This window comes from Variovorax ginsengisoli (assembly GCF_030811835.1).
Taxonomy (GTDB): Bacteria; Pseudomonadota; Gammaproteobacteria; order Burkholderiales; family Burkholderiaceae_C; genus Variovorax; species Variovorax ginsengisoli_C.
Genome location: NZ_JAUSRO010000005.1, coordinates 54,030 through 73,309, shown reverse-complemented (window position 1 = coordinate 73,309; position 19,280 = coordinate 54,030). Strand labels below are relative to the sequence as shown.

General features: G+C 68.9%; 20 protein-coding genes. 7 read left to right on the top strand and 13 right to left on the bottom strand.

What is annotated here, in order from left to right:
• Nucleotides 1–25: 25 nt before the first annotated feature.
• Nucleotides 26–892, top strand: coding sequence for a M48 family metallopeptidase (locus J2W36_RS08590; protein WP_307689601.1), 867 nt, complete (start codon nt 26–28; stop codon nt 890–892).
• A 42-nt stretch (nt 893–934) separates the two neighbouring features.
• On the opposite strand, the gene J2W36_RS08585 is transcribed toward J2W36_RS08590, so the two are convergent.
• Nucleotides 935–1,654, bottom strand: a complete 720-nt coding sequence (locus J2W36_RS08585) for an ArsR/SmtB family transcription factor (RefSeq protein WP_307689293.1) — start codon at nt 1,652–1,654, stop codon at nt 935–937.
• Between the two features lie 133 nt (nt 1,655–1,787).
• On the opposite strand from J2W36_RS08585, the gene J2W36_RS08580 reads away from it, so the two are divergent.
• The 4 genes from J2W36_RS08580 to J2W36_RS08565 all read left to right on the top strand — a co-directional run bounded on the left by J2W36_RS08580 (nt 1,788) and on the right by J2W36_RS08565 (nt 7,409).
• Nucleotides 1,788–3,155: an MFS transporter gene (locus J2W36_RS08580; protein ID WP_307689292.1), complete on the top strand. Its 1,368-nt coding sequence runs from the start codon at nt 1,788–1,790 to the stop codon at nt 3,153–3,155.
• Nucleotides 3,156–3,260: 105 nt separating this feature from the next.
• Nucleotides 3,261–4,553 (top strand): sigma-70 family RNA polymerase sigma factor, encoded by a 1,293-nt coding sequence (locus J2W36_RS08575; RefSeq protein WP_307689291.1) that lies wholly within the window; start codon nt 3,261–3,263, stop codon nt 4,551–4,553.
• A gap of 96 nt (nt 4,554–4,649) precedes the next feature.
• Nucleotides 4,650–7,040, top strand: a complete 2,391-nt coding sequence (fhuE, locus tag J2W36_RS08570) for a ferric-rhodotorulic acid/ferric-coprogen receptor FhuE (RefSeq protein ID WP_307689290.1) — start codon at nt 4,650–4,652, stop codon at nt 7,038–7,040.
• A gap of 162 nt (nt 7,041–7,202) precedes the next feature.
• Nucleotides 7,203–7,409, top strand: coding sequence for a hypothetical protein (locus tag J2W36_RS08565; RefSeq protein ID WP_307689289.1), 207 nt, complete (start codon nt 7,203–7,205; stop codon nt 7,407–7,409).
• Nucleotides 7,410–7,420: 11 nt separating this feature from the next.
• On the opposite strand, the gene J2W36_RS08560 is transcribed toward J2W36_RS08565, so the two are convergent.
• On the bottom strand, nt 7,421–9,097 hold the full coding sequence (locus J2W36_RS08560) for a 2-isopropylmalate synthase (RefSeq protein WP_307689288.1): 1,677 nt from the start codon (nt 9,095–9,097) through the stop codon (nt 7,421–7,423).
• 312 nt (nt 9,098–9,409) lie between these two features.
• Between J2W36_RS08560 and J2W36_RS08555 the strand changes: the two genes are divergently transcribed.
• Entirely contained in the window at nt 9,410–10,225 is an 816-nt protein-coding gene (locus J2W36_RS08555; protein WP_307689287.1) for an AraC family transcriptional regulator, read from the top strand.
• A 1-nt stretch (nt 10,226) separates the two neighbouring features.
• Here the strand turns inward: J2W36_RS08555 and J2W36_RS08550 are convergent, their stop codons facing one another.
• The 5 genes from J2W36_RS08550 to J2W36_RS08530 are packed head-to-tail and all read right to left on the bottom strand — an operon-like array spanning nt 10,227 to nt 12,675.
• Nucleotides 10,227–11,027, bottom strand: a complete 801-nt coding sequence (locus J2W36_RS08550) for a sulfite exporter TauE/SafE family protein (protein ID WP_307689286.1) — start codon at nt 11,025–11,027, stop codon at nt 10,227–10,229.
• Between the two features lie 34 nt (nt 11,028–11,061).
• The gene (locus tag J2W36_RS08545) at nt 11,062–11,406 is read right to left on the bottom strand and encodes a protein tyrosine phosphatase family protein (RefSeq protein ID WP_307689285.1); all 345 of its coding nucleotides are present in this window, start codon (nt 11,404–11,406) and stop codon (nt 11,062–11,064) included.
• The gene (locus J2W36_RS08540) at nt 11,403–11,846 is read right to left on the bottom strand and encodes a YeeE/YedE family protein (protein WP_307689284.1); all 444 of its coding nucleotides are present in this window, start codon (nt 11,844–11,846) and stop codon (nt 11,403–11,405) included. Before J2W36_RS08540 ends, J2W36_RS08545 begins: the two co-directional genes overlap by 4 nt.
• Before the next feature lie 2 nt (nt 11,847–11,848).
• A complete protein-coding gene (locus tag J2W36_RS08535; RefSeq protein ID WP_307689283.1) occupies nt 11,849–12,286 on the bottom strand; it encodes a YeeE/YedE family protein in 438 nt (145 codons plus the stop codon).
• Nucleotides 12,283–12,675: an ArsR/SmtB family transcription factor gene (locus tag J2W36_RS08530; RefSeq protein ID WP_307689600.1), complete on the bottom strand. Its 393-nt coding sequence runs from the start codon at nt 12,673–12,675 to the stop codon at nt 12,283–12,285. Before J2W36_RS08530 ends, J2W36_RS08535 begins: the two co-directional genes overlap by 4 nt.
• Nucleotides 12,676–12,785: 110 nt before the next feature.
• On the opposite strand from J2W36_RS08530, the gene J2W36_RS08525 reads away from it, so the two are divergent.
• A complete protein-coding gene (locus J2W36_RS08525; RefSeq protein ID WP_307689282.1) occupies nt 12,786–13,706 on the top strand; it encodes an MBL fold metallo-hydrolase in 921 nt (306 codons plus the stop codon).
• A gap of 26 nt (nt 13,707–13,732) precedes the next feature.
• Here J2W36_RS08525 and J2W36_RS08520 read toward each other — a convergent pair whose 3' ends face one another.
• The 6 genes from J2W36_RS08520 to dsbD all read right to left on the bottom strand — a co-directional run bounded on the left by J2W36_RS08520 (nt 13,733) and on the right by dsbD (nt 19,198).
• A complete protein-coding gene (locus J2W36_RS08520) occupies nt 13,733–14,650 on the bottom strand; it encodes a c-type cytochrome (RefSeq protein WP_370869292.1) in 918 nt (305 codons plus the stop codon).
• A 110-nt stretch (nt 14,651–14,760) separates the two neighbouring features.
• Nucleotides 14,761–15,453 carry a c-type cytochrome gene (locus J2W36_RS08515; RefSeq protein WP_307689280.1) on the bottom strand — a complete coding sequence of 231 codons (693 nt, stop codon included), beginning with the start codon at nt 15,451–15,453 and terminating at the stop codon, nt 14,761–14,763.
• On the bottom strand, nt 15,440–15,760 hold the full coding sequence (locus J2W36_RS08510; RefSeq protein WP_307689279.1) for a hypothetical protein: 321 nt from the start codon (nt 15,758–15,760) through the stop codon (nt 15,440–15,442). The genes J2W36_RS08515 and J2W36_RS08510 overlap by 14 nt, the downstream gene beginning before the upstream one ends.
• 34 nt (nt 15,761–15,794) lie before the next feature.
• Nucleotides 15,795–16,454: a thiol:disulfide interchange protein DsbG gene (gene dsbG, locus J2W36_RS08505; protein WP_307689278.1), complete on the bottom strand. Its 660-nt coding sequence runs from the start codon at nt 16,452–16,454 to the stop codon at nt 15,795–15,797.
• Between the two features lie 39 nt (nt 16,455–16,493).
• Nucleotides 16,494–17,321, bottom strand: coding sequence for a TlpA family protein disulfide reductase (locus tag J2W36_RS08500; RefSeq protein WP_307689277.1), 828 nt, complete (start codon nt 17,319–17,321; stop codon nt 16,494–16,496).
• Nucleotides 17,318–19,198, bottom strand: coding sequence for a protein-disulfide reductase DsbD (gene dsbD, locus J2W36_RS08495; RefSeq protein ID WP_307689276.1), 1,881 nt, complete (start codon nt 19,196–19,198; stop codon nt 17,318–17,320). The genes J2W36_RS08500 and dsbD overlap by 4 nt, the downstream gene beginning before the upstream one ends.
• Between the last annotated feature and the right edge of the window lie 82 nt (nt 19,199–19,280).

Here is a 19,280-nt window from a genome sequence, read left to right as displayed (position 1 = left end):
TGAATCCTTGCCTATGATCGGGCCGATGTGCCTGTGCTGTGAAACCCTGTCGACCCCGCCCGCCGGCCCTTGGCACGCGCGCCGTGCGTTCATGCTGGCGGCCGCAGGCGCCGCGCTGGCCGGCACGCCCGCCCTTGCGCAGGTCGACGTCGGCCGGCCGTCCATGGCGCGCAACCTGGTGCCCGCCGCCAACATCGAGCAGGCAGGCGTGCAGCAGTACGCCCAGCTCCTGGCGCAGGCCAGGGCCAAGGGCGCGCTGGCGGGCGACGACCACGCGCAGCTGCGGCGGCTGCGCGCCATCGCGCAGCGGCTGATTCCGTTCACCACGCCCTGGAACGAGCGCGCCCCGCAGTGGAAGTGGGAGGTCAACCTGATCGGCAGCCCGCAGATCAACGCCTTCTGCCTGCCGGGCGGAAAGATCGCGTTCTACACCGGCATCATCGACAAGCTCCAGCTCACCGACGACGAGATTGCGATGGTGATGGGCCACGAGATGGCACATGCGCTGCGCGAGCATGCCCGGGCGCGGCTGGCCAAGAGCACCGGCACCGGCGCGGCGCTCTCGATCGGCGCGCAGCTGCTGGGCCTGGGCGAGCTCGGCAACCTGGGCGCGCGCGCCACCACGCAGCTCATCACGCTCAAGTTCAGCCGCAACGACGAGACCGATGCCGACCTGGTCGGCCTCGACCTGGCCGCGCGCGCCGGCTACAACCCCCAGGCCTCGGTGGCGCTCTGGAAGAAGATGGCCGCGGCGTCGAAGAACCAGGGTGGCCTGAGCTTTCTGTCGACACACCCGAGCGGCCCGGACCGCATCCGCATCCTCGAGGCCAATGTGCCCAAGGTCGAAGGGCTGTACCGCGCCAGCGCGCGCCGTGCGGGGGCGGTCCGATGAGGGCCAGGCCCGCGGCCGCCCCTGGGCGCAGAAGGCGTGCCGTCAGGCGGCGTCCGTGACACGCCGCCAGGCGTCCAGGCCGAGGCGGTCGCGGAACGTCCTCGCACCATCGGGCGAGATCACCAGCGTTCGGCTCCCTGCTGCCCGGGTCAGCCATCCCTTCTCGAGGCAGTGCGTGCAGATCAGGGCGCCGAGCCGGCCGGCGAGGTGCGCCTTGCGTTCGCTCCAGTCCAGGCAGGGGCGGCAGTAGGGTCGGGTGTGGCGGGAGGTGTGTGGGTCCGGCGCCAGCGTGAGGCCCCACTGCTGAAGCACTTGGGGTGCCCGGCCCGTGACTTGGCCTCCGTCACCATCGAACTCGATCGCCTGCTCCGCCAGCAATGACTCGGCGATGGCCAGGCCAAGCCGGCCGGCGATGTGGTCGTAGCACATGCGGGCCCTTCGCATCGCGTCGTCACGCGGACCGACCACGAGCGCGCGATGGGCCGGGGGCTCGCCTGCGATCCGCATGAGGCCCTCCAGGACCTTGGCGACCTCGCCGGACGCGAGCCGGTGGTACCTGTGCCGTCCTCGCTGCTCCACGCACATCAGGCCCGACGCCACCATCTGCGCCAGGTGCCGGCTGCCCGTCTGCGCAGACACGTTGCCGGCCCTGGCCAGTTCGGTGGCAGTGAGCATGCGTCCGTCCATCAGTTGCAGCAGCATTGCTGCGCGCGTGGGTTCTCCTACGAGGGATGCGATTCGGGCAATGTGGTTGGTGTTCATGGGGTCGCCTGGGGGTCTAGCGTACGGCACGCGGCCGCCCTGACGCTTCGTTGCGCAGCGAAGTGTTCGAGGTGGCCAGGGCTGCAGCATCGAGCGCATCGCGGCACATGCCGCCTCCACCGCTGCCCGCACCATGTCCACCATGTCGTCACTGCCTTCAAAGCACGCCTCCCACCTCCATGGCGATGCCGTCGTACGCGCCGCATTCGCTGTCGCGCTGTTCGGCTGGGGGGTGGGGTTCTACGGTCCTCCGGTCTTCCTGCATGCGGTCCTCGTTCGCACCGGATGGTCGCTGCCCCTCGTCTCTGCGGCGGTCACCTTCCACTTTCTGTTCGGTGCCGGCGTGGTCGCTTTCCTGCCCAGAATCCACAAGCGTTGGGGAGTCGCTGCGACCACCATGGCCGGCGCTGTGCTGCTGGCCGCCGGCGTCCTGGGTTGGGCGGCTGCCGCCGAGCCTTGGCAGCTGTTCGTCGCCGCCATGTTCACCGGCGGGGGCTGGGTACCGTTGGGCGCGGCCGGCATCAACGCGATCATCGCGCCCTGGTTTGTCGACAAGCGGCCCCTTGCGTTGGCAAAGGCCTACAACGGCGCCAGTGTCGGCGGCATGGTTTTCTCTCCGCTGTGGGCCGTGCTGATCGATCGCGCCGGCTTTCCTGCAGCCGCCATGATGGTGGGGCTGGCCATGGTCGTCGTGGTGATGTCCATCGCGACGCGCGAACTGGCCGGCACCCCTCGTGGCGAAGGTCAAGACGGCGATGGGCGGGTGCGTGTCGATCACCCGGCCGCCGCCAGCCCGGCGCTCTGGAGAGACCGCAGATTCCTGACACTGGGGGCCGCGATGTCGCTGGGTCTGTTTGCCCAGATCGGGCTCATCACCCAACTCTTCTCCTTGATGGCGCCCAGCATGGGCGTGCGGCTGGCAGGCGGGACCATGGCGCTGGCGACCGGCTGTGGCATGGCCGGCCGGTTGATCATGGCGCGGCTGCTGGGGGAGCGGACCGACCGGCGCCGCGCGGCAGCCGCCAGCTACGCCGTGCAGGCACTCGGCACGCTCCTCCTGTGGATGGCGGGGCCTGAACACCTGGCGCTCTTCATGCTGGGTGTCGTGCTCTTCGGGCTGGGCATCGGCAATGCCACCTCGCTGCCGCCGCTGATTGCGCAAGCCGAGTTCGCACCGACCGATGTGCCACGCGTGGTGGCGCGGAGTGTGGCGCTGTCGCAAGCGCTTTACGCACTGGCGCCCGCGGTGCTGGCCGGGTTGCTCGTCGGCGGTTCTGGCGGAGCGGCATCGGCGTCTTCGGGCACGGTGACCGGCGCCTACTTCCTCGTGATCCTTGGGCTTGAACTCCTGGCGGCGGCGTGCCTGTTGAGCGGGCGCCGCTTCAAGGCCCGGGCGATGCCGGCGGTAGTAGCGCTCCAGCAAGGCACACCCTATGACGGCCTGATCGACCCTGGAACGCGTGGCTGCCAAACCCGCAAGGCAACCGGTCAACCAGAATGATGGAAATTGTTCTTGTTGTCATTCATGTGTGCCGCCGTATCGAGGCTGGCCCGGTGCTGCTTCTATGTGAGAATCATTCTCATAAACGGCTATGATGCCGGCTCCATGAATCCTTCCACGCCGTCGACCGGCGTTCTCCTCTCCGCTTTCGAGCAGCACTACGCCGAACTGGTCCGCTACATCGCGCGACGCACCGGCAGCATGGAAGAGGCTCGCGGCCTGGCGCACGACACCTGGCTGCGCATCGCGGAGCGGCAGGCCGACCAGGACGTGGCCCTGGCCGATCCGCGGGCCTACCTGTTCACCATCTCGCACAACGTGGCGATGAACCACCTGCGGCGCGGCAATTGGCTGCAGGGCTACCTGGCCGAATGTGGCGCGATCGACGGCGCGGCGCCGGCCCAGGCGCCTGACGTGGCCGAAAGCGCGATGTACCGCCAGGCCGTGGCCCGCGTCGAGGCCGCACTCGGCAGCCTCCCGGCCCGGGTGCGCGACAACTACCTCGCGCATGGCCTGCATGGCGAAAAGCAGGTCGACATTGCCGAGCGCCTGGGCCTGTCGATCGACACCGTCAAGCGCGACATCGCGCAGGCCACACGTTGCATCGAGGACGCGTTGCATGCCTGGCGGCACACGCAGAACGCGAACCGGGGCGGCGGCGCGGCCATCGCCGGGCGCACCGGTCGCCGCAAGTCGCTCGCCGCGCTGCTGGGCGTGTTCGCCGTCGGCGTGAGCGGCACGGCCGTGTGGCAGCACCTGCAGCGCGAAGCCCTGCGCTACCAGACGACGCTCGCGACGCTGCGTGGGCGGCTGCTGCAGCGCAGTCTGCCCGACGGCTCGGAGGTCACACTCGACGCCCAGAGCCGCCTGGAGGTCGACTACACGGCCACGCGCCGCCTCACGCGGCTGCGTGAAGGCGCGGCCTTTTTCTCGGTGCAGCGCGACGAGGCACGGCCTTTCGTCGTGCAGGCGCTGGGCGTCGAGGTCGCCGTGCTGGGCACGCGCTTCGGCGTGGAGATCGACGGTGGCCGGGGGGTCGTCGTGCAGGTCGAGTCCGGCCGTGTGCAAGTCGATGCCGATGGACGGCGTGCCGAACTGGGTGCCGGCCAGAGCCTGCGGATCGCCGGCGGCGAGCGCGTGCTGACGACCGTCGCCCACCCGGCCGCGTGGCGTCAGGGCGAACTCGCGTTCGACGCCGTGCCGCTGGCCGATGCGTTGGGCCGGATGGCGCGTTACTCGCAAACCGAACTGCGCGTGGCGCCTGCGGCCGCCCGCTTGCCGATCAGCGGCAAGGTGCGCGTGGCCGAGGCGCAGAGCTGGCTGGCGTCACTGCCGAGCGTGCTCCCGGTGCGCGTCGACCGGCAGCAGGACGGCAGCATCGACATCGTGCGTCGCTAGCGACAACAGACGGACGGTGCAAAAAGTCTGCCCGGTTTTTCCGCCTCGTGGGTCCTACAGGTTGTGAACCCGAAACAACCAACCCAGGTCCCCGTCATGCAGAAAAAACGTCAGGCCCGCCGCAGCGCAACGGCACGCGCCATCGCATCCCTCGGCTTTGCGCTGACCCTCCAGTCCGCGCTCGCCCAGAACATCGCCTTCGACATTCCCGCCCAGCCGCTGGCGACCGCGTTGAAGGCCCTCGCCGACCAATCCGGACTGCAGCTCGCGTTCTCGCCCGAGCAGGTGCGGGGCAAGCAGGCGCGCCGCCTGCAAGGCACGCGCGACCCGCGCCGCGCGTTGAACGAATTGCTGCAAGGCTCGGGTCTGCAGGGCCGGGTGGAGGGCACGACGCTGACGATCCAGCCGGCACCGGCGGCCTCGGACGTTGGTGATGCGACCCTGCCGTCGGTCACCGTGAGCGCGCAGGCCGATCGCAGCGGCACCACCGAGGGCACCGGCTCGTACACCACGCGTGCGACCTCGGCTGCTACCGGGCTCGCCCTGTCGCTCAAGGACACGCCGCAGTCCGTCAGCATCGTGACGCAGCAGCGCATCGAAGACCAGCATCTGCAGAGCCTGACCGAGGTGATGGCCAACACCCCGGGCATCTCGGCCAGCATCAACGACGGCAACCGCATGACGTACTTCTCGCGCGGCTTCTCGATCACGAACTTCCAGTACGACGGCATCCCCACGGCCGGCACGTCGAACTGGTATGCCGGCGAAAGCGAACTCGACGCTGCGCTGTACGACCGGGTGGAAGTCGTTCGCGGCGCGACCGGGCTGCTGACGGGCGCGGGCAACCCGGCGGCGTCGATCAACCTGGTGCGCAAGCACGCCGACAGCAAGGTGTTCACGGGCGAAGTCTCGCTGGGCGCGGGCTCCTGGGACAACTACCGAGGCGCAGTGGACCTCAGCACGCCCATCACCGCCGACGGTCGCATCCGGGGCCGCATCGTGGCCGCCTACCAGGACGCGGATTCCTACGTGAAGCTCAGCAACGTGAAGAAGAAGGTCTTTTATGGCGTCATCGATGCGGACCTCACGCCATCGACCAGGGTGAGCATCGGCGCCGATTACCAGAACAACGACCCCAAGGGCACGCCGTGGGGCGGCCTTCCGCTGTGGTACAGCGATGGATCGCGCGTCGAGTGGCGCCGATCGGCGACGCCTGCCCCATCGTGGTCCTACTGGGCAACGCAGACACAGACGGCCTTCGCCACGCTCGAGCACCGTTTCGACAACGACTGGAAGGCCAACGTGGGTGTCACCCACAGCAAGCAGTCCCTCGACACCAAACTTCTCTATCTCTGGGACTGGCCTGATCGAACGACCGGCCTGGGCATGAAGGCGGTCGCCAGCATGTACAACGGTTATCGCGCGCAGGACAGCGTCACTGCGCAGGTCGGCGGACCCGTGCAATGGCTTGGCCGCAAGCATGAGGTCACGCTGGGGTTTCTGGGCAGCGAGCAGAAGTACCGCTACGACTACCGCCAGGGACGCGACCTTGCACCCATCGTCTTTCTCGATGGTGGCGTCGACCCGTATCCCGAGCCGCAATGGGCCGCGTCGAGAACGCTGGAGCAGGGAAAGACCACGCAGCGCGGCTTGTACGGCGCTGCCCGCTTCTCGCTGAGCGATCGCATGAACCTGATCGCCGGCGGCCGCTACAGCACCTGGCGCGACCGCCAGCCGGAGTCCCAGCGCGAGGACAAGAAGTTCATTCCCTACATGGGGCTGACCTTCGACATCAGCAAGACCACCACGGCCTACGCCAGCTACACGAGCATCTTCGACCCGCAGGATGCGCGTGACCGCGAAGGTCGCTATCTCGATCCGATCACCGGCAAGAATTTCGAGCTCGGCATCAAGAACAGCCTGAACGACGGCCGGCTCAACACCTCGCTTGCGGTGTTCAGGATCGAGCAGGACAACCTCGCGCAGGCCGACGGCAAATTCTTGATTCCGAATGGCCTCGATCAGGCCTACTACGGTGCAAAGGGCGTCGAGAGCACCGGCTTGGACGCCGAGGTGTCGGGTGAAGTCCTGCCGGGCTGGAACGTGTTCGGCGGTTTCACGCACTACACCGCCAAAAAGGCATCGGGTGAGGCCGTCAACACCCACCTGCCGCGGACCCTGCTCCGGTTGTTCACGACCTACCGGTTGTCGGGCTCATGGAAAGACGTGACGCTCGGCGGCGGCGTGAACTGGCAGAGCCGCAACTATTCCATCGCGGACGGTCCCAACGGGCAGGAGCGCGTGGGCCAGGGCGCATACGGCCTGGTCAACCTGATGGTGCGTTACCAGGTCAATCCGCGCACCTCGGTGCAGGTCAATCTGAACAACGTGTTCGACAAGGCCTATTACAGCCAGATCGGCTACTTCAGCGATGCCGCATGGGGTGCGCCGCGGAGCGTGATGGCGACGCTCAGCTACAAGTTCTGAGCATTCCTGGCGGGCGTGAAGGAGGGCGCGAGGTTGCCCTCTGCGTGTTCGACCCTGGCCTGAAGGCCGTTCGAGGGATGACCCTTTTTCCGATCTCGTTGGTCCTGTATCGGGAAGGGCGCTTTTCCATGTGCGCCACCCGACCACCACCCGAAAGCGGCGATGTGGGAGTTGTGGCCGTCGGATGCCACAGGCGGCGGTGAACTGTCGGTCTTCTGGCTCAACGAGAAGCAGCAGTACGAGGCGGCGCGGCTGGACCCGTCGACCGGGCGCGCACTCGCTGAATCGCCGACCGCCCCGGTGCGCGGCACGCAGGCCGGCCACCACTTCGTCGACTTCCACTGCGAGCTGCATGCGGGCGCGGCATAAGGCTGGCGACGCTAGCGCCGTGCGCCGCCCGTGAGGCCCAGTCGGTTGAATGCGCCCAGCGTGGCCAGCACCGAGGCCGTGGCGATGTTCTCGTGGATGCCCACGCCGAAACGGCTGCCCGCCACACGGGGGTGTGCCACCTCCACGATGCTCATCGATCGCGCCTGTGCACCGGTGCCCAGGCTGCGCTGCTCATAGCCGTCCACCCGCATGGAGGGGTCCAGTGCCGCGACAGTGGCCGCAATCGGCCCATTGCCGCGGCCGTGGCGTTCGATCCGGTCACGCTGCGCTGCATCGTCGAGTTGCAGGCGCAGCGCGTCGCCCTCCCCATCTTCTTCCAGCGTGTGGCTGGCGTAGCGCCAGGCGCCCTGGTACGGCGACTCGAGATAGGTCTGCTGGAACAACCGCCAGATCTCCGCGCTGGCGATCTCGGTCTCGCTGGCATCGGCGTGTTTCTGCACGATGGCGCTGAACTCGATCTGCATGCGCCGCGGCATCACCACGCCGTTGTCGCGCTCGAGCAGGTAGGCGATGCCGCCCTTGCCCGACTGGCTGTTGACGCGGACGATGCTGTCGTAGGTGCGGCCGATGTCCTTGGGGTCGATCGGCAGGTAAGGAACCCGCCAGGGCGCGTCCGGCCGCTGCGCAGCGAAGCCCTTGGCAATCGCATCCTGGTGCGAGCCCGAGAAGGCAGTGAACACCAGGTCGCCCACGTAGGGATGGCGCGGATGGATCGGAAGGGCGGTGCATTCCTCGACGATGCGCGCCACGGCCGCAATGTCGGAGAAGTCCAGCCCCGGCGCGATGCCCTGCATGTACAGGTTCAGCGCCAGCGTCACGACGTCCAGATTGCCGCTGCGTTCGCCGTTGCCGAAGAGGCAGCCTTCGACGCGTTGCGCGCCGGCGAGCAGCGCCTGTTCTGCGCAGGCCACACCGGTGCCGCGGTCGTTGTGCGGATGCACCGACAGCACGATGTGCTCGCGCCGGTCCAGCCGGCGATGCATCCACTCGATCTGGTCGGCAAAGACATTGGGCGTGGCAACCTCGACCGTGGTCGGCAGGTTCACGATCATCGGTCGCGCGGGCCCCGCATCCCAGGCGGCAATGGCCGCATTGCAGACCGAGAGCGACACCTCCGGCTCGGCCATGCAGAAGGTCTCGGGCGAATACTGCAGCACCCATTGCGTTTCGGGCGCCTCGTCGGTGAGCCGGCGCAGCAGACCCACGTGCTGCGCCACCATCTCGACGATCTGAGGAACGCTCAGGCCGAAGACGATCTCGCGCCAGGCCGGTGCAATGGCGTTGTACAGGTGCACGATGACCCGGCGGGCGCCGCGCACGCTGCGCACCGTCTCGCGGATCAGGTCCTCCCGCAGCTGTGTCATGACCATCGGCGTCACGTCGTGGGGGATCAGTTGCTCGTCGACCAGCGTGCGCACGATGTCGAAATCGGTTTTCGACGCGGCCGGAAAGCCGACCTCGATCTCCTTGAAACCGAGCCGCACCAGTTCAGCGAACAGCTTGAGCTTGCGCGACCGGCTCATGGGCTCGAACAGCGCCTGGTTGCCGTCACGCAGATCGGTGGACAGCCAGATCGGCGCCTGCGTCAGCGTGCGAGAAGGCCAGCTGCGGTCGGGCAGATCGATGGGGGGATGGGGTCGGTACTTGTGTTGGGGTTGGGCGAGCATGAAAGAGACCTCGGTTGCGGACAGGAGAAGAAGACATCGCCTGATCCCCCTGCTTCCATGGGAAGCTCGCCGAAGTCGGGGTCAGGGGAACTCAGGACAGGTCGGGCGCCCCACAGGTGCGCCCGGACCCCGACGAAGGGGTGGGAGCCGTAGGGGTAGTCGCAGCGAGCGGGATGTGTGCATGACGAAGGTTTTCAGGGACGAAACGCAGACTAACGGCCGGGATGGCAGGCTGTCTCCATACAATTGGACGATTGATGTACTGAAATGGACATTCAAAAAGCATTCGGAGATCGTTTGGCTTTGACTTCCATGCAACGGCTTCAGACCGACCCGCACGACCATTCGGCCTTCGCCTCATGGATGACGGGGGTGGCGGCGGACCATCCGGCGGACTTCGAAATCGACTTTCATCGCCATGCGCGTGGCCAACTGCTGTACGCGTTGGACGGCGTGATGGTGGTCGAGGCCACGACGGGGCGCTGGATCGTGCCGCCCACCACCGCCGTGTGGCTGCGGCCCTATACCGAACATCGCCTGGCGATGCGCAGCGCGGTGCGCATACGCAGCGTGCTGGTGATGCCGGACGAAGCGCGCCCTCTGCCGCCCACCGACCGTGTGGTGCATGTGTCGCCCTTGCTGCGCGAGCTGATTGCCGCGGCCGCCGCATTGGGCACCGACGTATGCGCCACGGCGCGCGGAGAGGCCGTGGCGTCCTTGCTGCTGGAAGAACTGCGGCAGCCCAGCGCGCTGCCGTTTTACCTGCCGTGGCCGGACGATCCGCGCATGGCGGCCGTCTGTCGTGCGATCACCGAAAAGCCGGCGCAGGCTTGCCTGGCAGACGACTGGGCGCGGTCACTGGCAATGAGCGCGAAAACCTTCCATCGGCATTTCGCCAGAAGCACCGGAATGAACTTCGGCCAATGGCGCCTGCAGGCCCGGCTGCTGGGAGCCATGGATGCGATCGGGGCCGGCCAACCCTTGATGCGCGTGGCGCTGGAATGCGGCTACGAAAGCCACAGCGCCTTCACGCAGGCGTTCAAGCGCCAGTTTGGCCTGGCGCCCTCGAAGTTCTTGCCGTCGAACCGGCCGGCGGGCGATGGCACCGACCTTTCTGGTCAGCACTGAATCACGCCCAGGTCCGTCCGAGTAGGAACAGGGCCACGCCGGCAGACAACAGCGCGAAGCCGACTTGAAGCCGTGGACCTGGCAGGTGCGGTGCTGTCACCCTGCCGCAGGCCATGCCGATCATGGATGCGCCGATGAAAAAGGCGCCGACGCGTGAGATATGCGCGCCCGCGCCCAGCGCACTGAAGGTCGCCCCGATGGACACCAGCGCCACCACCAGCAGCGAGGTCGCGACCACGCTGTGCATGCGGATGTCGGTCCATTGGCGGAAGGCCGGCACGATCAGGAAGCCGCCGCCGACGCCGAGCATTCCTGTCAACAGGCCGGACACCGACCCGATGCCGGCCAGCGTCATGGCGCAACGGCGCGTCCAGCGCAGGCGCCCGGTCTGCGGACTGAGCATGCAGTTCTTTTCCAGCGCCTGCTGACCCGCACCATCGTTCGCCGAGGCGCGGCCTTGCAGCAGCGGGCGTGTGGAAGCCGCGAGCATGGCGATGGCGAACAACGTCATCAGCGTCTTCTGTGGCAGCACGTGCGCGGCATGCACGCCCAGCGGCGAGAACAGCACACCCAGCGTGGCCATCAGCAAGGCGGCGCGCCAGCGCACCAGCCCCTTGCGCAGCCCATCGACCGCGCCCAATGCAGCCGCCAGGCCGACCGCGAGCAAGGCGACCGGTGTGGCCTGCGGCAGGCTCCAGCCAAGGCCGATTACCAGTGCGGGCACGGCAAGGATGCCGCCGCCAGCGCCCGTCAGGCCCAGCACGAGGCCGATGGCAAGGCCGAAGAGGGTTCCGAGCAGCATGGCGTGTCCGTCGTGGGGCGAGGTGCGCCGCCGTTCAGATGCGCGCCTGGCTGCGCTGGCAGAGCGTCGTGGCACGCGCGCCGCTGCGGCAATAGCCGAGCACCGGGCCGGGCAGGGTGCGCAGCAGCGCCGCGAAGGCGTCGACCTGTGCGTCGGAGATCTGTCCCGGCACAACGGGGAGGTAGGCGAAGGCGAGGCCGAGTGACCGTGCGGCGGCAGCGAGTTCATCGCTGGTGGGTTGGTCGACACCGCCTTCGCCGTCCGGCCGGTTGCAGACGATGGCCCGGTAGCCGGCCGCCGCAATGGCCGGCAGGTCGTCCGGGTGGATCTGCGGCGCGCTGGCGAAGCCGGCACTCTGCACGGTGATGGGTGTTGTCATGTCAGGTCTCCGGTGTGGTTCTTCCGCTTCGGACGTTGTTCGATCCAGGTGAACAGGGCCATGCCGGCCACCATGGCGGCCACGAACAGCCAGGCCTCGCGGTGTCCGGAGGCTGCACTCACCAGCGCCGGGCCGGGGCAGAAGCCCGCCAGGCCCCAGCCCGCACCGAAGGCCAGGCTGCCCAGCACGAGGCGGCGATCGACGACGGTGCGCGTGGGCCATTGCAGCGGCGTGCCGAGCAGGCTGTGCGTCCGCCGCCGTAGCCAGGCGAAAAGGGGTGCCGCCACGGCGATCGCGCCGCCCATGACCAGCGCCAGCGACGGGTCCCACGCGCCGGCGACGTCAAGAAAGCCGAGCACCTTGGCCGGGTCGGTCATGCCCGAGAGGATCAGGCCCAGGCCGAAGACCAGGCCGGCGAGCAGGGCGAAGAAATTCCGCATGGTCATGCACTCCCCAGATGGCGCAGGACGAAGACCGTCACGAAGCCCGCGCCCATGAACGCCGCGGTGGCGGCCATCGAACGTGGCGAGCCGCGCGACAGCCCGCACACGCCATGGCCGCTGGTGCATCCCGCCGCATAGCGGGTGCCGATGCCGACCAGCAGGCCCGCGGCGACCAGCGCCGGCGCACCCGCATCGATGGTCGCGCCGGGCAGGGCATGCACCATGCGCCAGAGCGGCACGGCCAGCAGCAGGCCAACGATGAACACGGCGCGCCACAGCCGGTCGCCCGAAGCGCTGCGCCCGATCAGCCCCCCCAGCACACCGCTGATGCCTGCGATGCGCCCGTTGAACGCCATGAAGAGCGCGGCGGACAAACCGATCAGTGCGCCGCCCGCGAGCGACGACCAGGGTGTGAAGTGCGTCCAGTCGATGGTCATTTCGTGGCCCCTTTCGAGGTCTTGACGGTTTTTGAGGCAGCACCAGCGTGCGCCCGCGGCTGCACGCTCCCGCACACACTCGCATACAGCGCCTGCATGACCGCAAGCACCTCCGCGCTGGCGAGCTGGTAGTAGATGAACTTGCCCTCGCGCCGTGTCTCGACCAGGCCCTCGTCGCGCAGCACGCCGAGTTGCTGGGACAGCGTCGGCTGCACGATGCCGGTGTTGGCCTGCAGCTCGCCCACGTTGCGCTCGGCCTCGGCCAGTTGGCACAGCAGCAGCAGGCGGTCTTCGTTGGCCATGGCCTTGAGCAAGGCGCATGCGCGGCCGGCCGATGCGCGCAGTTGCAGCATGGCTTCGGGTGAGGGGGTGAAGAGAGACGTCTTCATGGCGTCGAGGGCAGTGGACATGTTTTCAGTATATTGAAAAACAAAATGTATTTCAATATACTGTCATTCAATAGATTGTTTTCGATCGCCTCGCGGCGGTTCCTCCGGCCATGAACAACCCTCGTGCTTCCACCCTCCCGTCTCCGACCCCGGCTCCAGCGCAGGTTCAGGCCTTCTTCGATCCGGGCACCTCCACCATCACCTATGTGCTCTTCGAGCGCGAAGGCAGTCCCTGTGCGGTGATCGACTCGGTGCTCGACTACGACCCCAAGGCGGGCCGGACGTCGACCGCCGCGGCCGACCGCGTGATCGAATTCGTGCGTGCCAAGGGGCTGCAGGTGCAGTGGCTGCTGGAGACCCACGCCCACGCGGACCATCTGTCGGCGGCGCTCTATCTGCGCGAGCACCTGGGCGGCACCATTGCCATCGGCTCGGCCATCCGCACCGTGCAGGGCGTGTTCGGCAAGGTCTTCCATCTGGAGCCGGAGTTCCGTCTCGACGGCTCCCAGTTCGGCCATCTCTTCGCGCCTGACGAGGTGTTCCACGTCGGCGCGCTGCGCATGAAGGCGCTGCACGTGCCGGGTCACACGCCGGCCGACATGGCCTACGTGCTGGAAGACGAGGCCGGTGTTGCGCAGCTGGCCTTCGTCGGCGACACGCTCTTCATGCCCGACGTGGGCAGTGCGCGTTGCGACTTTCCCGGCGGCAACGCCCACACGCTCTATGCCTCGGTGCGCAAGCTGCTGGCCTTGCCTTGTGCCACGCGCCTGTTCATGTGCCACGACTACCCGCCCGAGGGCCGCGAACCGCAATGGGAGACCACGGTCGCAGCGCAGCGCGAGGAGAACATCCACCTGCACGACGGCATCGACGAGGCCGCCTTCGTGGCCATGCGTGAAAAGCGCGACGTCACGCTCGCCATGCCGGTGCTCATCCTGCCGGCGATCCAGGTCAACATTCGCGCCGGCGCGCTGCCGCCGCCCGAGGCGAACGGCACGCGGTACCTGAAGATTCCGTTGAACGCGCTGTAGACCACGGGGGCCGTGGCCCAGGCGCCTCATGGCGCGCCCAGCACATGCCCGGCGACCGTGCTGCCGTACATCGAATCGCTCGGGTCGTCGTGGTACTTCTTGCGCGTCGCCTCCACCGTGCCCAGGAAGCGCGGGTCCTGCGGGCGCTCGTGGCTGTTCATGAACAGGGCGACGTCCCAGGCGTCCTGCTCGCTCAGCGTGCCGCCCTTGCCCAGCGGCATGTTGGCCTGGATGAAGCCGGCCGCATTGCCGATCTGGTGCATGCCGGCGCCCCAGTTGAAGGAGCGCGGGCCCCACAGCGGCGGGAACACCTGGTGATCGCCCGCACGCTGGCCCAGGCCGTCCGCGCCATGGCACAGCGCGCAGTTCTGCGCATAGACCTTTTCGCCGCGCACGAAGTCGGGCGCTTGCGCGGGCTTCTTGAGCTTGGGGTAGCCGCTGCCCGGCAGCGGCGTGCCCACTGGCGCGCCCTTGGCCAGCCAGAAGGCGTAAGTCTGCAGCGCCGTCATGATGTCGTCGTCCTGCGGTGGCGCCTTGCCGTTCATGCTGAACTGGAAGCAGCCCTGAATGCGCGAGGCCAGCGTGTCGACCTTGCCGGTCTTGCTGCGGAAAGCGGGGTAGTGGATGAACGACGCCCACATCGGAGCTGAGTCGGGCTTGCGGCCCGCGTCGAGGTGGCAGCTCGCGCAGTTGAGGTCGTTGCCGACATAGCGGCCGGCGTACTTCCCGGTCTGCATGAAGACCTGTTCGCCAAGCCGGATCACCTTGCCGTAGTCGCCGCCGGGCATGGCGCTTTCAGGCGGCGGAGAAAAAGCGGTAGGGATGATCGCTGCGCTGGCGGGCGCGCGTGCGACCTGCACCGCGGATGCGGACTCGGCCGCCGGTGCCACGGCAACCTGCGCAGTCTGCGGCGCGACGGGCGTCTCGAGCGAGCGTTCAAACATCACGTTCGCGCCGATGGCCACGCCGATCGCGGCCACGACGGAGAGGCCGGCGAAGACGGCCAAGCCGTTGAAGCGCGGCGTCGGTGCGCCGTTGTCCTTGGTGTCAACGCTCATGGCTGTTGTCCCTTGCGCTGGGTGTCGGCTGCAGGTACCGCCGTCCGGGCGGCGGAATCGGCGTAATAAGCGGCAACCGCGTCGATGTCCTTGTCCGACAGCTTGCGTGCCACCGCCGGCATCAGGCTCAGCGGGCCCGGTGGCCGCGTGCCGGCCTTCCAGGCCTGCAGCTGTTCGGTGAGGTACGCCACCGGCAGGCCCGCGAGCGGCGGGAACTGGGTGCCGACGCCGCTGCCGCCCGGGGCATGGCATTGCGCGCATGCCGGGAGCTGGTCGGCCCAGCGCCCCCGGGTGGCGAGCCAGGCGCCTGCATCGTCGGGCGCAGGCGACGCCGTGTCGGCCGCCACGAAGGGCGCTTTCAGCTGGCTGTAGTACATCGCCAGCGCGGTGCGCTCGGGGGCCGAGAGCTTCTGCGCGAAGGGCTGCATGATGGGGTTCTTGCGGCTGCCGTCGGCGAACGCATCGAGCTGCGCCTGCAGGTAGGCCTGGCCGGTGCCGGCCAGGCGCGGGAAGGCCGCGTTGCCTTCCCCCAGGGCGCCGTGGCAGCCGATGCAGGCCGCCACGCCCTGCGGCGTGCCCTGGGCGGCGATCTGCTGCCCCTGGGCCACACTGGGCTGTTGCGCCAGGGCCGGCGCCGCGCTGGCAACCCACGCGAGCAGCAGGGCTGCACACCATTCACGCGCGCACATAGCACCAGCCTTCCCTCTGCAGGCGTGCGATCGCGAGCACGGCGCCTTCGGGCAGCACCGTCAGCGGGTCAGGCGCTGTGCGGCCGATCTTGGTCAAGGTGTTGGGGCATACCCATGTGAGCGCGTCCGCGGCTGCGTCAGGCGCATCCAGCGTCGCAGCGACGGCCTCTGAATTGACGACGATGCGCACGGTCCGGTGAGGTGCGTTCTTGGCGATGTTGGCGACGTTGCCGCGCGCGCGGATCAGCGCGCCGGCCGTGGGCGCATGCAGCAGGATGCGCGGCTCGGAATCATCGGGGGAGGTCATGCGGTCTCTCACGTGTTTTCTGTGGGTGCGGGCATCAGCGCGGCCCCATGATTGCCGCCAGGGTTTGCTCCGGCACACCGGTGCGCATCTGCAGCCCGCCCCGTGCGTCGCGCCAGACCACCGCCGGCGTGGCACGCAGGGCGAGGGCGGCCATGATCTGTTCGTTGGCGTCGAGCTGCGCCTGGATGGCGGGCGGAATGGTCGCCAGCGGCTGGATGCCTTCATCGCCGAGCGGGTGGGGCCGGCCCGATGCCAGCGCCTTGGCGGTCGCGGCCACCTGCCCGCGCTCGTAGTCCGCCAGCGTCGCCGCGGGGTTCTTGCTGGTGAGCAAGGCCGCGGCCTTGCCCGGACTGGTCGGCGTGAGGATGCCGACGATGACGTGGCGCAACTGCACCTTGCCGGCGTCCACCCACGGGCGGGCGTCGGACCAAAACTTGTTGCAGTACGGGCAGTTTGGGTCGGTGAACACATAGACCGTGCGCGGCGCCTTGTCGGCGCCATTGGCGAGCCAGCGGCTGTTCTGCAGCAGGCCCCACACGGTCTCGGTCATCGCGCGGTCGGCGGGCGTGTCCGCTGCGCGGAATGGCGAGGTGCGATCCTGCGCCTGGGCGCACGGCAGGACCAGCATGCCCGCTGCCACGACGGTGGCTGCGAGCGCCCACGAACGGGCCGCGCGGGCCCAGGGCAGGGTCAAGAGGGAGGGGCAATAAAGGGACGGTCGCATGTGCTGGTCTCACGGTGGGGTGGTGGGGGATGGCCGCAAGGCGTCGAGCCGCTGCGCCAGGGTGGCCTGCGACAGCTCGCCGATGCGCTGGTCCACCAGGCGGCCGGTGGCGTCGAAGAAGAGGGTGGTCGGCAGCGCGCGCTGGCCGAAGTGCGCGCCGGCCTGCCCTCTGGCATCGAGCAGCACGTTGCGCAGGTCGAACCGGTGGCCAACCAGGAAGCGCTGGATCACCTCCGCAGACTCGCCTTGGTTCAGGAAGACGAAATGCACGTCGGGGTGCTCGGCCTGGGCACGCTGCAGCACCGGCATCTCGCGCTGGCAGGGCGGGCACCACGTCGCCCACAGGTTGACCACGGTCGGCTTGCCTTCGAAGGACTGGAGCGAAGTGGTGCCGCCTTCCAGACGGGCCAGGGTGATGCCGGGCAGCGGGGCTTCGTTCTGCGGCAGCAGGGCCAAGGCGATCGTCCCGAGGACGAACACCGCGCTGGCGCTGGCCAGCGCCGCGAGCAGCGGGGCGCGCAGCGCACGGCGGCGCCAGACCCAGAGGAGTCCGGCGACCCAGGCCGCTAACAGGCCCGCCGGCGCGTTCCAGCCGCCGTCGCGGATGTCCAGCATGCCCAGCGGTGCATCGAGATAGGCGGCCCGGTACTGCCAGACGAAGGCGAAGCGCGCGACCACCACGGCGACCAGCAGCACCCGGAAGGCATGGGGCTCCACATCGACGCCCGCCCTGCGGCCGATACGCTGGGCGACGACGCTGCCCAGGGCCACGGCGACCATGACGAGCAACAGGGTGTAGGGCAGGGCCAGCGGCCCGATCTCCAGCGAGGCGCTCACGAGCGGTCCCCGAGGGCCATCGGCGAGGCCGCGCCAGGCTGGCGCTGCAGCAGGTCCGCGACGCCGAACTCGCCGACCAGCCGGGCGTCGCGCCGCTCCTGGCCGCGGGCGTCGAACAGCATCACGGTGGGCGGGCCGAGCACTTGGTGGTCGCGCATCAGTGCCTGCTGCCCGGCGTCGCCGTGCGTCACGTCGGCCCGCAACAGCACCACGCCCGCCAGGGCCTGTCGCACCTGCGGATCCGTGAACACCTCTCGCTCAATGGTCTTGCAGGAGATGCACCAGTCCGCGGAGAAGTCCACCAGCACCGGCTGGCCCGCGCTGCGCGCAGCCGCGAGCCGCGTCTGCAGTGCCTGAGGGCTGACGATGGTCTCGAACGGAAGGGTCGTCGATGCCGAGGCCGATTCACCGGCGGCCAAGCCTGGCGCTGCGTTCGCGCGCAGGACGAAGGCGAGCGGCCGCAACGGGTCTTCGAAGGCGAGCGGCCGCAACGGGTCTTCGCCGCCCGCCGCCGCGCCCAGCAGCAGGGCGCAGGCCCAGATACCGCAGACGCCCGCCGCGCTGCGCGCCAGCAACCGCCCGCCCACCCCCGCTGCTGTCGCAAGATGGGCCAGCGTCACCGCGAAACCAGCCAGCCACGCGCCCCACAGGCCCAGCGCCCACGGCGCGGGCATCACCCGCTGGACCATCCAGATCGCCGTGCCCAGCAGCACAAAACCCATGGCGCCCTTGAGCCGGCCCATCCAGGGGCCCGGCTTGGGCAGATAACGCGCGCCCACCGTCACGATGAGGATCAGCGGCAGGCCCATGCCCAGCCCCAGCGCGAACAGCAACAGCGCGCCCGAGGCCACGTGGCCGGTCTGGGCGATGTAGAGCAGGGTGCCCGCCAGCGGCGCCGTCATGCAAGGCCCCACCAGCAGCGCCGAGAGCACGCCCAGCGCGGCGGCGCCTGGCACGGTGCCGCCGCGCCGGCGCTGGCTGGCGCCATCGAGGCGATGGCGCACGAAGGCGGGCAGCTGCAGCGTGAAGAAGTCGAACATCGCCGCGGCGAGCACCACGAAGACGGCGGCAAAGGCGGCGAGGGTCCAGCGGTTCTGCAGCAGGGCCTGCAGGTTGGCGCCCGCCAGCGCCGCACCCGCGCCCAGCAGTGCATAGGTCAGCGCCATCGGCAGCACGAAGGCGAGCGACAGCGCGAAGGCGAGCCGTGGCGGCGCCTGCTGGCCGACCACGATGCCCGAGACGATCGGCAGCATCGGCAGGACGCAGGGGGTGAAGGCGAGGGCGATCCCGAGCAGGAAGAACAGGGGCACGGTCCACACCAGCGTGCGTTCGCCGAGCAGTTGGGTGATGCGGCTGTCGCTGGCGCTGGCGGCCTCGGCGATCGAGGTCGGCGCCTCGGGGGTGGGCGCGCTGCCCGCCACGGCGATGGTCCGGGTCAGCGGCGGATAGCACAGCCCCGCCTCCGCACAACCCTGCCAGGTCACCGTCAACGCCTGTGCGCCGGGGGCACTCACCCCGACGGTGACGGCATCGTGGTAGACCGCCATCACGCCGAAGTTCGGGTCTTCCTTGCGTTCGCCGGCGGGCTTGTCGACGGTGGTCGCGCGGTCCGCGGGCGTGGCCGTCACGCCGATGCGGTCGCGGTACAGGTAGTACCCTGGGGCGATTTTCCAGTGCAGGTTCAGCGACGAAGCGGCGCGGGTCGATGGTTCCACGCTCAGTGCAAAGGCCGCCTCGGGCGCGAGGAAGTCGTCGGCGGCGTGCGCGGGGCCGGCGAGCAGGCTGGCCAGCAGCAGCAGCGCCGGCCAGGCGGCGCGGATGCCATGGGAAGGAAGCGCAGGCACGATGGAGGTCCACAGGAAGAAAGCGTGGGCCATCGTGGAAAGCGCGGATTAAGGCATCGTTAACACCGCCTTAATGCGCGCGCCGCAGATTCGTCTACGACCGAAAGAGAAGGAT

Bases quoted from the DNA above. Each gene is read 5' to 3' on its own strand.
- fhuE (WP_307689290.1), top strand. From the start codon at position 4,650: ATGCAGAAAAAACGTCAGGCCCGCCGCAGCGCAACGGCACGCGCCATC.
- J2W36_RS08560 (WP_307689288.1), bottom strand. From the start codon at position 9,097: ATGCTCGCCCAACCCCAACACAAGTACCGACCCCATCCCCCCATCGAT.
- J2W36_RS08530 (WP_307689600.1), bottom strand. From the start codon at position 12,675: ATGAAGACGTCTCTCTTCACCCCCTCACCCGAAGCCATGCTGCAACTG.
- J2W36_RS08575 (WP_307689291.1), top strand. From the start codon at position 3,261: ATGAATCCTTCCACGCCGTCGACCGGCGTTCTCCTCTCCGCTTTCGAG.
- J2W36_RS08565 (WP_307689289.1), top strand. From the start codon at position 7,203: ATGTGGGAGTTGTGGCCGTCGGATGCCACAGGCGGCGGTGAACTGTCG.
- J2W36_RS08550 (WP_307689286.1), bottom strand. From the start codon at position 11,027: ATGCTGCTCGGAACCCTCTTCGGCCTTGCCATCGGCCTCGTGCTGGGC.
- J2W36_RS08525 (WP_307689282.1), top strand. From the start codon at position 12,786: ATGAACAACCCTCGTGCTTCCACCCTCCCGTCTCCGACCCCGGCTCCA.
- J2W36_RS08585 (WP_307689293.1), bottom strand. From the start codon at position 1,654: ATGAACACCAACCACATTGCCCGAATCGCATCCCTCGTAGGAGAACCC.
- J2W36_RS08590 (WP_307689601.1), top strand. From the start codon at position 26: ATGTGCCTGTGCTGTGAAACCCTGTCGACCCCGCCCGCCGGCCCTTGG.
- J2W36_RS08555 (WP_307689287.1), top strand. From the start codon at position 9,410: ATGCAACGGCTTCAGACCGACCCGCACGACCATTCGGCCTTCGCCTCA.
- J2W36_RS08540 (WP_307689284.1), bottom strand. From the start codon at position 11,846: ATGCGGAATTTCTTCGCCCTGCTCGCCGGCCTGGTCTTCGGCCTGGGC.
- J2W36_RS08515 (WP_307689280.1), bottom strand. From the start codon at position 15,453: ATGTGCGCGCGTGAATGGTGTGCAGCCCTGCTGCTCGCGTGGGTTGCC.
- J2W36_RS08545 (WP_307689285.1), bottom strand. From the start codon at position 11,406: ATGACAACACCCATCACCGTGCAGAGTGCCGGCTTCGCCAGCGCGCCG.
- J2W36_RS08580 (WP_307689292.1), top strand. From the start codon at position 1,788: ATGTCCACCATGTCGTCACTGCCTTCAAAGCACGCCTCCCACCTCCAT.
- J2W36_RS08520 (WP_370869292.1), bottom strand. From the start codon at position 14,650: ATGTTTGAACGCTCGCTCGAGACGCCCGTCGCGCCGCAGACTGCGCAG.
- J2W36_RS08510 (WP_307689279.1), bottom strand. From the start codon at position 15,760: ATGACCTCCCCCGATGATTCCGAGCCGCGCATCCTGCTGCATGCGCCC.
- J2W36_RS08535 (WP_307689283.1), bottom strand. From the start codon at position 12,286: ATGACCATCGACTGGACGCACTTCACACCCTGGTCGTCGCTCGCGGGC.
- dsbD (WP_307689276.1), bottom strand. From the start codon at position 19,198: ATGGCCCACGCTTTCTTCCTGTGGACCTCCATCGTGCCTGCGCTTCCT.